Annotated in this window: 14 protein-coding genes and 1 pseudogene; 6 read left to right on the top strand and 9 right to left on the bottom strand. The window is 68.2% G+C overall.

Translation table 11 applies throughout. From position 1 onward, the window contains the following. A complete protein-coding gene (locus tag TFC3_RS28850) occupies positions 1 to 1,416 on the bottom strand; it encodes a DNA-3-methyladenine glycosylase 2 family protein (protein WP_067508398.1) in 1,416 nt (471 codons plus the stop codon). Positions 1,417 to 1,533: 117 nt separating this feature from the next. Between TFC3_RS28850 and TFC3_RS28845 the strand changes: the two genes are divergently transcribed. Beyond that, positions 1,534 to 2,529: a helix-turn-helix domain-containing protein gene (locus TFC3_RS28845; RefSeq protein ID WP_161952697.1), complete on the top strand. Its 996-nt coding sequence runs from the start codon at positions 1,534 to 1,536 to the stop codon at positions 2,527 to 2,529. A gap of 11 nt (positions 2,530 to 2,540) precedes the next feature. Then, positions 2,541 to 3,626, top strand: a complete 1,086-nt coding sequence (ychF, locus tag TFC3_RS28840) for a redox-regulated ATPase YchF (protein ID WP_173745412.1) — start codon at positions 2,541 to 2,543, stop codon at positions 3,624 to 3,626. A gap of 305 nt (positions 3,627 to 3,931) precedes the next feature. Here ychF and TFC3_RS28835 read toward each other — a convergent pair whose 3' ends face one another. From TFC3_RS28835 to TFC3_RS28815, 5 genes and pseudogenes are all read right to left on the bottom strand, one after another. Continuing rightward, the gene (locus TFC3_RS28835; RefSeq protein WP_067508391.1) at positions 3,932 to 4,504 is read right to left on the bottom strand and encodes a phosphoesterase PA-phosphatase; all 573 of its coding nucleotides are present in this window, start codon (positions 4,502 to 4,504) and stop codon (positions 3,932 to 3,934) included. Between the two features lie 7 nt (positions 4,505 to 4,511). Further along, positions 4,512 to 5,003: an SRPBCC family protein gene (locus tag TFC3_RS28830; protein ID WP_067508389.1), complete on the bottom strand. Its 492-nt coding sequence runs from the start codon at positions 5,001 to 5,003 to the stop codon at positions 4,512 to 4,514. Between the two features lie 13 nt (positions 5,004 to 5,016). Continuing rightward, a pseudogene (locus tag TFC3_RS28825) lies at positions 5,017 to 5,337 on the bottom strand (ArsR/SmtB family transcription factor); the annotation flags it as partial. 31 nt (positions 5,338 to 5,368) lie between these two features. Then, positions 5,369 to 5,971, bottom strand: a complete 603-nt coding sequence (locus TFC3_RS28820) for a DUF402 domain-containing protein (RefSeq protein ID WP_067508387.1) — start codon at positions 5,969 to 5,971, stop codon at positions 5,369 to 5,371. After that, entirely contained in the window at positions 5,961 to 6,401 is a 441-nt protein-coding gene (locus TFC3_RS28815) for a MarR family winged helix-turn-helix transcriptional regulator (RefSeq protein WP_082772677.1), read from the bottom strand. The genes TFC3_RS28820 and TFC3_RS28815 overlap by 11 nt, the downstream gene beginning before the upstream one ends. A gap of 122 nt (positions 6,402 to 6,523) precedes the next feature. Between TFC3_RS28815 and TFC3_RS28810 the strand changes: the two genes are divergently transcribed. Beyond that, on the top strand, positions 6,524 to 7,096 hold the full coding sequence (locus TFC3_RS28810) for an NADPH-dependent FMN reductase (protein WP_067508383.1): 573 nt from the start codon (positions 6,524 to 6,526) through the stop codon (positions 7,094 to 7,096). 147 nt (positions 7,097 to 7,243) lie between these two features. On the opposite strand, the gene TFC3_RS39695 is transcribed toward TFC3_RS28810, so the two are convergent. After that, on the bottom strand, positions 7,244 to 7,483 hold the full coding sequence (locus TFC3_RS39695; protein ID WP_067508381.1) for a lamin tail domain-containing protein: 240 nt from the start codon (positions 7,481 to 7,483) through the stop codon (positions 7,244 to 7,246). Between the two features lie 149 nt (positions 7,484 to 7,632). Between TFC3_RS39695 and TFC3_RS28800 the strand changes: the two genes are divergently transcribed. The 3 genes from TFC3_RS28800 to TFC3_RS28795 are packed head-to-tail and all read left to right on the top strand — an operon-like array spanning position 7,633 to position 9,389. Beyond that, positions 7,633 to 8,448 carry a G5 domain-containing protein gene (locus tag TFC3_RS28800; protein ID WP_067508379.1) on the top strand — a complete coding sequence of 272 codons (816 nt, stop codon included), beginning with the start codon at positions 7,633 to 7,635 and terminating at the stop codon, positions 8,446 to 8,448. Positions 8,449 to 8,473: 25 nt separating this feature from the next. After that, positions 8,474 to 8,644: a hypothetical protein gene (locus TFC3_RS38875; protein ID WP_201787285.1), complete on the top strand. Its 171-nt coding sequence runs from the start codon at positions 8,474 to 8,476 to the stop codon at positions 8,642 to 8,644. 7 nt (positions 8,645 to 8,651) lie between these two features. Next, entirely contained in the window at positions 8,652 to 9,389 is a 738-nt protein-coding gene (locus TFC3_RS28795) for a peptidase E (RefSeq protein WP_067508377.1), read from the top strand. A gap of 55 nt (positions 9,390 to 9,444) precedes the next feature. Here TFC3_RS28795 and TFC3_RS28790 read toward each other — a convergent pair whose 3' ends face one another. Together TFC3_RS28790 and TFC3_RS28785 are read right to left on the bottom strand one after the other, a co-directional pair. After that, positions 9,445 to 11,118 carry a ThuA domain-containing protein gene (locus TFC3_RS28790; RefSeq protein WP_067509782.1) on the bottom strand — a complete coding sequence of 558 codons (1,674 nt, stop codon included), beginning with the start codon at positions 11,116 to 11,118 and terminating at the stop codon, positions 9,445 to 9,447. Next, the gene (locus TFC3_RS28785; protein WP_067508375.1) at positions 11,115 to 13,895 is read right to left on the bottom strand and encodes a PQQ-dependent sugar dehydrogenase; all 2,781 of its coding nucleotides are present in this window, start codon (positions 13,893 to 13,895) and stop codon (positions 11,115 to 11,117) included. The genes TFC3_RS28790 and TFC3_RS28785 overlap by 4 nt, the downstream gene beginning before the upstream one ends. Positions 13,896 to 13,934 lie beyond the last annotated feature (39 nt).

Here is a 13,934-nt window from a genome sequence, read left to right as displayed (position 1 = left end):
TCATGCTGATCTCCAGAGGTGCATCAGGGCGTAGGAACGCCAGGGCCGCCAACGATCGGCGTAGGCCTTCAGCGCTCTGGGGGTGTGCGGGATGCCGAGGGCTTTCGCACCGCGGCGGGCCGCTATGTCGGTGGGGAGCATCACGTCAGGGTCGCCGAGGGCGCGCATCGCGATGTAGCCGGCCGTCCACGCGCCGACACCGGGCAGTTCGAGCAGCCGGGACACGGTGTCCTCCCGGTCGCTGCCCGGGTCCAGGTGCAGCTTGCCGTCAGCCACCGCCTCGGCCAGCGCCCGGATGCTGGTGCGCCGGGCGACCGGCATCCGGAACGCCTCATCGGGCAACTGGGAGATCTCCGCGGCACCTGGGAACGCCCGGAGCCGGTCGGACCCGGCGGGTGGCATCATCCGGGCCAGCGTCGTGCGCGCCCCGGCCACTGAGACCTGCTGACCGACGATGGCCCGGACCGCTAGCTCGAAGCCGTCAGCCGAGCGCGGTATCCGTACCCCCGGAGCGTCGTTGATCCGGGTTGCCAGCGCCGGGTCGGCGGCCAGCGTGTCGTCAATGGCCACCGGGTCCGCGTCGAGGTCGAACAGCCGCCGGCAACGGGCCACCGCGGGCGCCAGATCCCGCACATCGGTCAGTTGCAACCGGGTCATCACGAAGTGCTCCTGCGGCGTCAGGCTCACCGTCCCGGTGCCGTGCGGCAGCCGCAACCCGCGCGAATAGGTGCTCCGGTCGGCCAGCTCAACCCCGGGCAGCGCCCGAACCGTCAGGAAACCCATCAAGGCCTCGGTGTGCAGCGGCGCCCGGTACGCCAGCCGCAGCGTGACCGTGCCCACCTCGGCCTGCGCTCCGCGGTGGCGTGCGCGTAATTCGCTGGGCGAGCGGGCGTACACCTCCTGAATTGTGTCGTTGAATTGCCGCACGCTGCCAAAGCCCGCGGCGAACGCGATCTCGGCCAGGCCCAGCGCGGTGGTCTCGACCAGGATGCGCGCGGTGTGCGCCCGTTGCGCGCGGGCCAGAGCGAGCGGTCCCGCGCCGAGTTCGGTCGTGAGCAGGCGGTTCAGGTGACGTTCGGTGTAGCCGACCCGGCTGGCCAGGCCCGGCACGCCCTCGCGGTCCACCACGCCGTCCGCGATGAGCCGCATCGCCCGGCCTACCACGTCGGCGCGCACGTCCCATTCCGGCGATCCCGGGGCGGCGTCCGGGCGGCATCGGCGGCAGGCCCGGTAGCCGGCTCCCTGGGCCGCAGCCGCGCTGGGGAAAAAGGTGACGTTCTCCGATTTCGGGGTAAGCGCCGGGCAGGAAGGACGGCAGTAGATACCAGTGGTTCGCACGGCGGTGAAGAACCAGCCGTCGAAGCGCGGGTCCCGGCTGCCGACGGCTCGGTAGCAGCGCTCGAAGTCGAGGTCCATGCCTTCGAGTCTGCCCGGCGGCGGGCCGCAATGGCTGGCGGGAATCGGACTTCGAGTATTGGCGGTCAGGAGCCTCGGTTCAGGTCTACACTGAAGTTAACTGAAGGGCTGATCCGATTGGCTTTCGACCACTTGGCCATGGCCGCCCGGCTGCGCCAGCTACGCATGAACGGGATCGCCGGCAAGGCCGTGTCCCAGCGCGCGGTGGCCTGTGCGCTGGGCGTCAGCGTGCCGCTCATCTCGTCGTGGGAGAACGGCAACGCGCTGCCGCCCGAGGAGCGGCTCACCGGCTATGCCCGGCTGTTCGCCACCGACCGCAGCATGCCGCACCACGAGGCCCGGCTGGTCGAGCTGACCGACTTCAGCGATGAGGAACGCGAGCGCTTCCAGGCTCTGCTCGACGAGTTGCTGCAGCTGCGCCCGGCCACCAGCCCGGCCGACGAGCGGGTGACCCGGTCGCCGTGGGAAGGCATGTGGCACTTCCCCGACAAGTCCCCGGTCACGCTGGTATGTGCCCGGGTGAGCGCGGGGCCGGGGGTGGCGCCCGAGGAACCGGGGTTTGTCGAGCTGGCTTCGTACGCGGATCTGGATGCCTTGCTGGAATTGCATGGGCACGTCTATGCGGCCAATCCCGGCGTGGTCGTCAACCATCGCCTGGCCGACAACCTGCGTCAGGAAGACATCACCAATCACCTGGTGCTGCTCGGCGGGATCGAGGGAAACCCGCTGACCGCCCGGGTGATGCGGGCGCTCGACCTGCCGGTTACCCAGACCGGTGACACGTTTCTCGCCGGTGACCAGGTCTTCCGCTCAATGCTGGAAGGCCACCGGTTGATCGAGGATGTCGCCCAGTTCTGCCGGGGACCCAACCCGTTCAACCGCAAACGCACGGTCACGATCTGCAACGGCAACTACGGCAGAGGTACGTACGCAGCGGTACGCACGCTCACCGATCCCCGGTTCCGCGATCGCAACCGGGTCTACCTGGAGGAGAAATACGGCCCGGCTGACACGTATTCGATCCTGTCCCGGGTCGACGTCATCGCGGGCGAGGTGATCACCCCGGACTGGACGCACGACGGCACCGTCCTGCACGAGTGGTCGAGAACGTAGACTGGTTCGTCGTGAGCCTCACCATCGGTATCGTCGGCCTGCCCAACGTCGGCAAGAGCACCCTGTTCAATGCCCTGACCAAGAACGACGTGCTCGCCGCGAACTATCCGTTCGCGACGATCGAGCCCAACGTCGGCGTGGTCGGCCTGCCCGACGACCGGCTCACCAAGCTCGCCGAGATGTTCAGCAGCGAGAAAATCATCCCCGCCCCGGTCTCGTTCGTCGACATCGCCGGCCTGGTCCGCGGCGCATCGAAGGGGCAAGGACGAGGAAACGCCTTCCTGGCCAACATCCGCGACGCCTCGGCGATCTGCATGGTGGTCCGCGCGTTCTCCGACCCCAACGTCCTGCACGTCGACAGCAAGGTCTCGCCGTCCGACGACATCGAGACCATCAACACCGAGCTGATCCTGGCCGACCTGCAGACAGTCGAGAAGGCCCTGCCCCGCCTGCAGAAGGAAGCCAAGCTCAAGAAGGACCGCGCCGCCGCCGTGGCCGCGGCCGAGGCGGCCTTCAAGCTGCTCAACGACGGCACCACCCTGTACGCCGGAGCCCAGGCCGCGGGCATCGACCTGGACCAGTTGGCCGAGCTGCACCTGCTGACCACCAAGCCGTTCCTGTACGTGTTCAACGTTGACGAGGCCGAGCTGGGCAACGAAAGCTTCCTGGCCGAGATGCGCGCCCTGGTAGCCCCCGCCGAAGCCATCTTCATGGACGCCAAAATCGAGTCCGAGCTCATCGACCTCCCCGAGGACGAAGCAATGGAGCTCCTCGAGTCCACCGGCCAGACCGAGCCGGGCCTGAGTCAGCTCATCCGGGTCGGCTTCCAGACCCTGGGCCTGCAGACCTACCTGACGGCCGGCCCCAAGGAGGCCCGTGCCTGGACGGTGCCGGTGGGCGCCACCGCACCGGAAGCGGCAGGGGTCATCCACTCGGACTTCCAGCGCGGCTTCATCAAGGCCGAAATCGTCAGCTTCGAAGACCTGATGGCGGCCGGATCAATGTCGGCAGCCAAGGCGGCGGGCAAGGTCCGCATGGAAGGCAAGGACTACATCATGAAGGACGGCGACGTGGTCGAGTTCAGATTCAATGTCTGATTCCGATCCGACGTCTGCTGCGTAACCCGATCAGCGTCGGCTGCGCATCCCGTGACGCCTTTCCTGCTCGTTTGACACACCAGGACGATGAGTGAAGCGGTGTACCGCATCGGCGAAGGGCCGGCGACGCCCCGTGGTCAGGTTGACTTCCCACATCGACGACATGACCAAGCTGTGTGGTCACCGCGTCCGGGTCATCGGCTTATGACCGCGTGGGCGCATCCCCGCGTCGGCTACCTCTCATCCGCCGCATAGTCCGGCGATGAATTCCAGCGTACGGTTCCGGCTGCGTGGAGGTCTGAGCGTCAGCGCAGCGCCGGAAACACCGTTCCCGCGATCAACGCCCCCACTGCCGCTCCCACCACAACCTGCGCCGGCGTGTGAGCCGAAACCCGCACCCGGGCCCAGCACACCACCCCCACCACCGGCACCGCCACCAGCGCCACCGCCCCGTACACAGCAACCAGCGTCGCTGCGGTTCCGGCGGCCACGCCTGAGTGGATGGACATCTTCCACCAGTGCGTGACCGCCGCATACACGAGCAAGCCCACCCCGCCCGCCGCGAGCAGGGCCAGCACCTCGCGGGGTGCCCCGAGCGCGAGCAGCGCGAGCAGCCCGACGGCCAAAGAGGCGATGCCGAAGAGCAACGGCAGGCGGCGGTGTTCGCGTTCGGGGATGTGGTGGTTGGTGAGGCGGCCTTGGCGCACGCCGCGCAGGACGTACGCCATGGGGATGGCTACCGCGAAAATGGTGCCGGGTAGGCCCCACCAGCGGGAGACTCCTGGGGTATTACCGGCGTGCCAGCCGACTGCCAGGAGCAGGGCGGCTACCAGGATGGCCGGCGCTAGGGCTTCGTTGACGATTCGGGCCAGGCGCACTCCAAGATCATGTCAGTGTCGTGGCTACCACTTCGAGGGCGTCCAGGGATTCCTGCATGCCGCCTTCCATGCCGGAGTTGATGACGGCGTCGCGATCGGTTTCGTCGCGGTACTCGCACAGCATCTCCAGGGCCGTCCGGCCGTCGTGCTCAGTCAGGGTGATCGTGATCAGGCCGGCGTGCTCGTCGGGTTCGGGGATTCCCTCGTACGCCTCCGTGTTGACCAGGCGGTCCGGCTCCTGGATCTCGCGGTATTCGCCGTGGAAGGCCACCTCGAAGCCGTTGGCGTCCATCACGTAGCGCCAGGATCCGCCCACCCGCAGGTCGATCTCGGCGCTGGTGACCGAGCCGCGTTCACCGCTCCACCAGCGCTTGACCAGCTCCGGGGTGGTGTACGCACGCCACACCAGGTGCCGCGGGGCGTTGAACTCACGGGTGATGAGGATCTGGTTTCCGGCCGGGAGCGTCACCTTGGCCGTGCCCTTGGTCGTGGTTCCCACTGTCTTCCTCCGCCTTCAGTTCATCGAGTACGTCATCCATCAGGTCGAACCGCTCGTTCCAGGCCTGCGCGTAACCGCTGAGCCAGTCGTGCAGGGGTTTCAGCGGCGCGGCGTTGACCCGGTACAGCCGCTGGCGTCCCTCGTCGCGCACCCGCACCAGGTCGACCTCGCGCAGCACCCGCAGGTGCTTGGAGACCAGGGGCTGGGCCAGGCCGAGCAGCTCCACCAGCTCGCCGACCGGGCGCTCGCCGGCCGCCAGGAGGTCGAGGATCTGCCGTCGGCGGGGCTCGGCCACCGCGTTGAAAGCGTCGGTCGTTGTTGCTGCTCGGGCCATGAGCGCCATCGTATACCCATAAGGGAATACGTCAAGCTCGGGCGGGCGCGGGGAGGTCCCACCACGAGGGCAGAGGCGCCGGGCCAAGATCGCTGCTGAAGTGCAGGAACGTGTCGTCGAACGGGAACTCCCCGGCCTCCACGAGCTTGATCACCTGCTCGCCCTCGGCCCGGATCGGCGCGGGATCCCCATCCGATTGCGCGAAGTCGTCTTCGTCCTTCCAGCCCCATGAACGGTCCGGTGCGACCACGAGATCGAGGACCTGATCGCGGCAGTCGACACCGCCCGGCCATCGCCGCGCCGGCGTTTCGAGGTTCACATACCAACCCGTAAAAGAACCGTCCGGGAGCCAGTTCCAGGACACCGAATGAGCCGCACCCGCAGGCAGCAGAAGCAAGGACTTCAAATTTTCCCGTACGCCCGGAGTCAGCATTGTCACCATGGCAAGCTCTTCAGCGATGGGCAGGTCACGTGTGGACGTACCGAACAGATCGGTTCGTCGCATCAGGGCGGAACCGACGTCGCTGAACAGCAACAGCCCCCGGTCGTCGTCGGACACGACGAAGGTCGACTGGGCGGCGGCGATGCGGCCGTCGGGGTGCAGAAAGCGGCGAACAAAGGGTTCAGGTGTCACCTGCGGAACTGTGGCACGGCGCGGGGCCGTGGCTTGTCATTGCCTCGAGCGCTTGGGCCAGAGCCACCAGATCGAGGTCGCCAAGATGATCGAAAATGCGTCGCCTGACGCTTTCCAGATGCGCCGGCCAAGCCTCGCGCAACCGTTCGAGCCCGGCGTCGCTCAGCACCGCAACCAAGCCTCGGCGGTCGGTTTCGCAGGGGGCGCGGTGCAGGTAGCCGAGCGATTCCAGCTTGGCCGCAAGCCGGGTCATGCCGCTCAGCGACATGTCACAGGCCGTGGCGAGCTCGCTCATCCGCATGGCGCCGCCCTCGGATTCGGACAGGTGGCGCAGTACGGAATACTCCGACAGCGACATGCGTTGGTCGCGCTGCAAATCGGCGTCCAGCATGCGGGGCACGACGAGCATCATCCGGCCGAAGGCCCGCATGACCGCCAGCTCCCGGTCGGTCAGGGGCTGAGGGGACATGACAAAGATCCTACGACCTTGACGGTGCCCTGCCCCAGGTTATTTCCTTGACGAAGCAACTTCACCGACAATGGAGACCATACATGACGAAGATCGGCATCATCCTCGGCAGCACCCGCCCCGGACGCAACGGCGAGGCCGTCGCGAAGTGGGTTCTGGAGAACGCCGCCCAGCGCACGGACGCTGAGTTCGAGCTGGTGGATCTGCTCGACTTCCCGCTGCCGCACCTCGACGAGCCGGTTCCGCCGTCGATGGCGCAGTACTCCAAGCCGCACACCATCGCGTGGGCCGAGAAGATCGCTTCCTTCGACGGCTTCGTGTTCGTGACGCCGGAGTACAACCACACCACGTCCGGTGTGCTCAAAAACGCGCTCGACTACCTGTTCGCCGAGTGGAACAACAAGGCCGCCGGCTTCGTCGGCTACGGCTCGGTCGGTGGCGCCCGTGCGATCGAGAACCTGCGCCTGATCGCCGGTGAGCTCATGATGGCCGACGTGCGCGCCGCGGTGACACTGTCGCTGGCCACGGACTTCGTCAACTGGAGCCAGTTCACCCCGGGCGAGCACCAGCTCGGTGCCCTGACCGCGATGCTCGACCAACTGGTGGGCTGGACCAAGGCGCTCGAACCGGTGCGCAACGCCGTCGCCGTCGCCTGACGAACGCCAACCGGACGGGCCGCCCACAGTGGGCGGCCCGTTGTGCGTTCAGCAGCCTTGCTCTCGGCAGCCGACCCAGGTGCGGTTCGTCTTCGACCCGTACGAACACGTGTCGACAACCTTGCCGCTCGCGTTCTTCAGCGTCGCCTAATCGCCGGTGTTGTTCCAGATGTAGTTGCCGCTGCCCCAGTAGCGGTTCTTCGCGTTCGCCGTGCCCTTGCCGGTGTGCAGCCAGAGCCGGCCGCCCTTGCCCGGGATGCTCACGCTGCCGAACGTGTACACGTGGTTCGACGCGTCGCGGACCGTGTAACCCTTGAGGTTGACGGCCTTGCTGCCGCTGTTCACCAGCGAGATCCACTCAGCGTTCAGGCTCGCGTTGCTGGGCACAGCGGGTCGGGCGGTGTCGGGTGCCCGTCAGTGGCGAACGCGGTCATCCTTTCGGGTGCGGCGATGACGCTGGCGCCGGGCGGCCAGGCCCGCACAATGCTGGGGTGCTAAACCAGACATCTAGTGATTACTGGCAGCATTTGCTTGAAATGCCGCGAAAGTCCTTCTGGGCCCGCCTGCCGTTCAGCGTCCGGATGACCACCGCCGGGCTCGGGGTGCTCACAGTGATCGCCGGGGGCGCCGGGGGCATCGTCGCCCTGACCGCCGGTGAGCCGCCCGCCAACGCCGCGCCGGCCACGGTGGAGGTTCCGAGTCCAGCGCCCTCTGCGACAAAGCAGGATGCGACGAAGCTGGACGCGACCAAGCTGGACGCGACCAAGGCGGCTGCATCGAAGGAAACCGTGGACCGGTCCGCGCCCAAGGAAGCAGACCGTACGGCCACGCGCACACCCCGCCGGACAGAACCGGTCACCGCACCCCGAGCCCGGCGCGCGGTTACCGATGGCCCGGTTGTGCGTACCGAGCGGGTGTCGGAGACGCAGACCATTCCGTTTCGCACGAGGTTCGTCCGGGACCCCTCGATGCCGTGGGGTAGCAAGCGCGTTCAGACGACCGGGCTGCCGGGGGAGCGGGTGCTGCGCTATCTGGTGACGTACACCGGGGATAAGGAAACCAGCCGGCGGCTGCTCGACTCGACCGTCACCCGCGAGCCGCGGCACCGGGTGATCGCCTTCGGCACCCGGCGGGGTGACGACGGCCCGGACGGCAACGATCACGACCACGACAGATCCGGCGACTGGGGCAACGACCGGGGCGAGAACCGGCCGACCGGGCGAGCCGCGCTGTGCAGCGACGACCTCGAGGACCGTCCGGGCGCGCTGACCTCCGGCGACGTGAACCCGCTGGACCTGACCAAGCCGTGCCCCAGGCCGACCGCGATCAAGGAGAAGCCGGACGCGGAATAATGAGCCGGAGCTGGCTGATGCGAGGATGCACGAGTTCGCTGTCCGCCTGACCGGGGTGCCGGGTGTGCTCGGGGTGCTGCTGGGCGGCAGCCGGGCCCGCGGCACCCACACCCCGGCGCCGACCCGCTGCACCTGGACGCCGCCCTGGCCGCGGCCGCCGACCTGGTGCTGGAAACCGCAGACGCGTGCGCCATGATGACGCGATGACCGCTGCGGAACCCACCATCCTCGCCACCAGCGCCGGCTTCGAACGCGGAAAATACGGCACCTTCGACCTGAGGGTAGGTGCGATCCACCACTTCGCCGCCGAACTGTCCGGGGCCGGCGAGACAGCCAAGTTCTGCTTCCTGCACCAGGCGGTCGGTGACCCCGACAACTGGATCGGCGCCACGTACGCAGCCTTTGCCCGTACCCGATATCGCGCTTCGCATTTGCAGCTCTTCCCCATGCCCAACCACGACGACATCCGCGCCCATCTGCTGGACCAGGACGTCATCTGGGTCAACGGCGGCAGCGTGGCCAACCTCTGCGCGGTCTGGCGCGTGCACGGCCTCGACGAAATCCTGCACGAAGCGTGGCAGGCGGGCGTCGTGCTCGGCGGCGTCTCGGCGGGCTCGATCTGCTGGCACACCGGCGGCAGCACCGACAGCTTCGGCTTCGACCTGCGGGCGTTCACCGATGGTCTGGGCTGGCTGCCCTACAGCAACGGCGTCCACTACGACGGCGAGGACCAGCGCCGCCCCAAGATGCACCAGTTCATCGCCGACGGCACGCTCCCCGACGGTTACGCGACAGACGACGGCGCGGGGCTGGTCTACCGGGGCACGCGCCTGGCCGAGGCGGTCGCGGACAAGCAAGGCCCGTTGGCGTACGAACTCAAGCGCGCCCCCGATGCAAGTGTGACGGAGACGGCGCTGCCCACCCGGGTCCTCGAATACTGAGCGCCGGCACCGAATATGGCGCGTCGCCTCGCGCCCCCACCCTGCCTCCTTGGCGCTAGGCGACCAGCCGCCACTTCTGGTTGGCTGCGCCGGTGCAGTCCCAGATGTGCACCTGTTGCCCGTCGGCTGTGCCGCTTCCCGATACGTCCAGGCACCGTCCCGACTGCGGGTTGCGCAGCGTCCCGTCGGCCTGGGCCGCCCACACCTGTGCCCCGGTCCCGTTGCAGGTCCATAGCTGCGCCTTCGTCCCGTTGGCCGTTCCGCCGCCGGCTACGTCCAGGCACTTGCCGAGCGCCTTGACGGTTGAGCCGGTTGCGCCCGGGGTGACCGTCCAGCGCTGGGCCGCCGTGCCGTTGCAGGTCCATAGCTGGATCTTGGTGCCGTCCGCGGTTCCCGCACCGGATACGTCAAGGCACTTGTCTGCCAGGCCGACGAAGTGGCCCACCGGCACCTGCGAGCCGAGTTCCTTGATGCGGATGTTGCGGAAGGCCACCTCGTCGCCGGTGCCGTGGTTCTGGATGCCGATGTGGCCGGCCAGGGAGCGGGCCGGGTTGGTGTTGGTGAAGTCGTTGATCTTGACGCCGTTGAGGAAGATCTGCAGGTGTTCCCCTTCGACCAGCAGTTCGTAGGTGTTCCACTCGCCGGGCGGGTTGAGGGCGGCGTCGCGGGCGGCCAGGTCGGCTGCTTGGAAGGTGTATACCGAGCCGGTGGTGCGATCGTCCGCATCAGTGGCGTCGATCTGGATCTCGTAGCCGTTGTCCACCGCGGACCAGGGGTCGTCGGAGGGCGGGAAGCCCACGAACACACCGGAGTTGTCGTCGCCGCTCATTTTCCAGTCGAGCTTGAGCGAGTAGCTCGTGAACTGCTTGGCGCTGTACCAGAACAGGCCCATACCCCCGATGGAGGTGAGCGTGGCGTCCTGGTTGGTGAAAGCGCCGGGGCCGGCCTGGGACCAGCCGGTGGTCGAGCCGTTGTACAGCGGGGTGTATCCGGTTTCGGGGCGGCAGTCGGCGTTGGTGCGCTTGGCGGCGTACCGGATTCCGCCCAGCAAATGGTTTCTGAAGGCCGGGTCCGCATAGGACTCGATGGTGTGGCCGCCGCCGGTGTAGAACGACCGGCCACCGTCGAGGGTCTTGCACCAGGCGTGCGGGTGGTCGGCGCCCATGCCACCACCGGTGTACGTGCTCTCGTCCAGCGAAGCCAGCACGTGAGCCGTGGACCGGGGGTTGGTGCGGTAGTTGTACCACTCGTCGGTGCGGTTCCAGCGTTGCGGTAAGTGCGAGGTGGCCGCGTGTGCCCGGTCCTCGAGCACCACATCGGCGGGCTGAATGGCCGGGTGCGAGGCGAACCAGGCGCCGACCAGCTCGCCGTAGAACGGCCAGTCATACTCGGTATCGGCCGCGGAGTGCACGCCCACGTAGCCGCCCCCGGCGCGGACGTAGCTTTCGAAGGCGGTCTGTTGCACGTCGTTGAGCACGTCACCCGTGGTGTTCAGGAAGACCACCGCCTCGTACGACGAAAGGTCCGCGAACGCAGCCGGATCCTCGGTCGCCGTGACGGTGAAGTTGTTGGCCGCCCCGAGTTCCCGGATCGCCTGCGTGCCGGCGGCAATCGAGTCATGCCTGAACCCGGCCGTGCGCGAGAAGACGAGCACATCGTAGGAGGCGTCCGCGGCAACGGCAGCCGGGGCGGGGACGAGGAGTAACGCGGCGAGCAGCTTCCCGATCATGGCAGCACCCACTTCTGGTTGGCGGCGCCCAGGCAGTCCCAGAGGCGGAGCTGCTGACCGTCGGCGGAGGGAACATCGAGACAGCGACCGGAAGCCACACCTCGCAGGCTGCCGTCGGACTGGGCCGACCAGTTCTGCGCGCCGGTGCCGTTGCAGGTGTAGAGCTGAACCTTGGTGCCGTTCTGGGTGGCGTTGCCGGCCACATCCAGGCACTTGCCGAGCGCCTTGATGGTGCCGCCGGGCGTCACGGTCCAGGTCTGCGCGCCGGTGCTGTTGCAGGTGTACAACTGCACCTTGGTGCCGTCCGCGGTTGAGGCACCGGCCACGTCGAGGCACTTGCCGGCCTGACCGCGGACCGGGCCGATGCCCGAGGCGAAGGTGAACGCGTCCACGTCGAACAGCGCGCCCACCCCGCCCGCGAACGTGAGATACAGCGTGCCGGTTGTCGCCGGGGCGCCGCTGAGGGAGCCGCTGACCTCGGTGAACGTCTCCCAGCTGCCGGTGAACGGCACGGTCGCGGAGCCGAGGACCGGGCCGGTGGGCGAGCCGGTGCGGATCTGCAGGGTGCCGCCCAGGCCGCCGGAGGAGACCCGGGCGGTGAACCCCGCAACCCCGTCCAGCCGGTACGGCGAGAAGGCGATCCAATCCCCGTTGTCGATGTTGCCGACCGTCGTACCGCCCTCGGCCGCGCTCTTGGCGAACTTGTCGACCCCGGAGGACGTCTTGTAGTGCTCGGCCTGGCGGTGGCGGGGCTGCAGCGTGTGCTGGGTGTGCGTGGTCAGCCCGCCGGCATCGGTGTACTGGGCGTCGAAGATGGCGAAGATGTTCGCGGCGGCGTCGTGCTCGCCGTCGGCCGGGATGGTGAGGGCACCGGTGCAGCCGTTCTGCGAGGTGATCTGGTGGCCGTGGTTGTCGTGGCCCAGCACGTACGTCATGGTCACCGCCGAGCAGTCGATGCTGCTGTCCTCAGGGTCGGTGACGGTGATGTCGAACGGGATGGTGTCGCCGTACGAGAACAGCGTCCCGTTCCTCGGAGCGTTGATGGTGACTGTGGGGGCGGTGTTGCCGACGGTGATGGTGACGCTGGCCGTACCCGTCAGCCCTTCGGCGTCGGTGACTGTCAGTGTTGCTGTGTACGTACCGTTGCTGCTGTAGGTCTTTGCGGGGTTGGCCTGGCTTGATGTCGTGCCGTCGCCGAAGTCCCAGGCGTAACCCAGCGCGCTGCCCTCGGGATCGGCGGATCCGGCCGAGGAAAAGGCGACGGTCAGCGGGGCCGGTCCGGAGGGGGGATTGGCTGCGGCGGTTGCGGTCGGGGCGCGGTTGGAGCCGGCCAGGTAGTCGAAGCGGTAGAGCGCCGAGTTGGCGTCGCCGTTGAAGTAGCCGGTGCCGTAGTCGAGGACGTAGAGCGAGCCGTCCGGGCCGAACGCCATGTCCATCACCTGTTTGCCGGTCCAGGGGAAGGCCGAGATCTCGCCGGGGGAGCCGTCGGACTGCACCTGGATGGGTTTGATCCAGCCGCGGCCGAACTCGCCGGCGAAGAAGTGCCCGTCCAGTTCGGCCGGGAACTTGGTTGGGGAGTTCAGCGCCGGGTCGTAGCGGTAGACCGGGCCGCCCATCGGCGATTCCGAGCCGCCACCGAACTCCGGTGGGGAGCCGCTGTCGCCGCCGTATTTGATCCAGGCGGGCCGGGCGGGGGGCAGCTTGGTCAGGCCGGTGTTGCGGAACGAGGTGTTGGCAGGCCCGCCCGCGCAGTCGTATTTGGCGCCGGTTGGGCCGTTGTAGGTCTCGGTGCTGGTGTTCGAGCCAGTGCAGTACGGCCAGCCGTAGTTGCCCGCGCTGGGGATGCGGTTGAACTCGACCTGCCCGCTCGGGCCACGGTTGGGGTCGGTGACCCCGGCATCGGGCCCGTAGTCGCCGAGGTAGACCACGCCGGTCGCCTTGTCGACGCTCATCCGGAACGGGTTGCGGAACCCCATGGCGTAGATCTCGGGCCGGGTGCCGGCCGTACCCGGGGCGAACAGATTGCCCTGCGGGGTGGTGTACGAGCCGTCCGCCTGCACCTTGATTCGCAGCACCTTGCCGCGCAGGTCGTTGGTGTTGCCGGCACTGCGCTGCGCGTCGTACGCGGGGTTGCGGTCGCGGCGTTCGTCCAGCGGCGAGTAGCCGGCGGAGTCGAACGGGTTCGAGTCGTCGCCGGTGGACAGGTACAGGTTGCCGGCCGCGTCGAAGTCGATGTCCCCGCCGACGTGGCAGCACAGCCCGCGGTCGGCCGGTACATCGAGGATGTCGGCCTTGCTGGCCGCGTTGAGCGTGAAGTCGGCGTTGAGGGTCCACCGCGACAGCCGGTTGACGCCCTGCCAGGCCGACCAGTCGGTGCCGGTGGCCGGGGCGTCGCCGCCCGGGGTGTTCAGCGGCGGGGCGTAGTACAGGTAGATCTGGCGGTTGGTGGCGAAGCCGGGGTCGATGCCGACGCCCTGCAGGCCCTCCTCGTCGTGGTTGTAGACGGGGAGGGTGGCGATCAGGTTGGTGGCGCCGGTGGCATCGGTACGCCGCAGCTTCCCGTCCCGCGCGGTGTGCAGCACCGAGCGGTCGGGAAGCACGGCAATCGCCATCGGCTCGCCGACCTCGTCCACGCCCCTGGCGAGGGTGACCTGCTGATAGTCGGCGGGAGCAGCGACTTCAGGCCGGTCAAGGGCGGCGGCGGGGCTGAGGACGGCGTGAGCCGGGGCGGCCACGAACAGGCTGGCCACGAGCAACAAGCTGGCTTGAACGGACATGGTCCGTCCCTTCGGGGGAGATGTACCAGCGGAATATCG

The organism is Actinoplanes sp. TFC3 (genome assembly GCF_001553785.1).
Lineage (GTDB): Bacteria > Actinomycetota > Actinomycetes > Mycobacteriales > Micromonosporaceae > Actinoplanes.
The sequence above is the reverse complement of the archived record's forward strand: the minus strand, read 5'-3'. Positions and strand labels throughout refer to the sequence as shown.

Coding starts and splice junctions, on each gene's coding strand:
- TFC3_RS28850 (WP_067508398.1), bottom strand. CDS start 1,416: ATGGACCTCGACTTCGAGCGCTGCTACCGAGCCGTCGGCAGCCGGGAC.
- TFC3_RS28815 (WP_082772677.1), bottom strand. CDS start 6,401: ATGCGGGCCTTCGGCCGGATGATGCTCGTCGTGCCCCGCATGCTGGAC.
- TFC3_RS28810 (WP_067508383.1), top strand. CDS start 6,524: ATGACGAAGATCGGCATCATCCTCGGCAGCACCCGCCCCGGACGCAAC.
- TFC3_RS28800 (WP_067508379.1), top strand. CDS start 7,633: ATGCCGCGAAAGTCCTTCTGGGCCCGCCTGCCGTTCAGCGTCCGGATG.
- TFC3_RS38875 (WP_201787285.1), top strand. CDS start 8,474: ATGCACGAGTTCGCTGTCCGCCTGACCGGGGTGCCGGGTGTGCTCGGG.
- TFC3_RS28795 (WP_067508377.1), top strand. CDS start 8,652: ATGACCGCTGCGGAACCCACCATCCTCGCCACCAGCGCCGGCTTCGAA.
- TFC3_RS28790 (WP_067509782.1), bottom strand. CDS start 11,118: ATGATCGGGAAGCTGCTCGCCGCGTTACTCCTCGTCCCCGCCCCGGCT.
- TFC3_RS28785 (WP_067508375.1), bottom strand. CDS start 13,895: ATGTCCGTTCAAGCCAGCTTGTTGCTCGTGGCCAGCCTGTTCGTGGCC.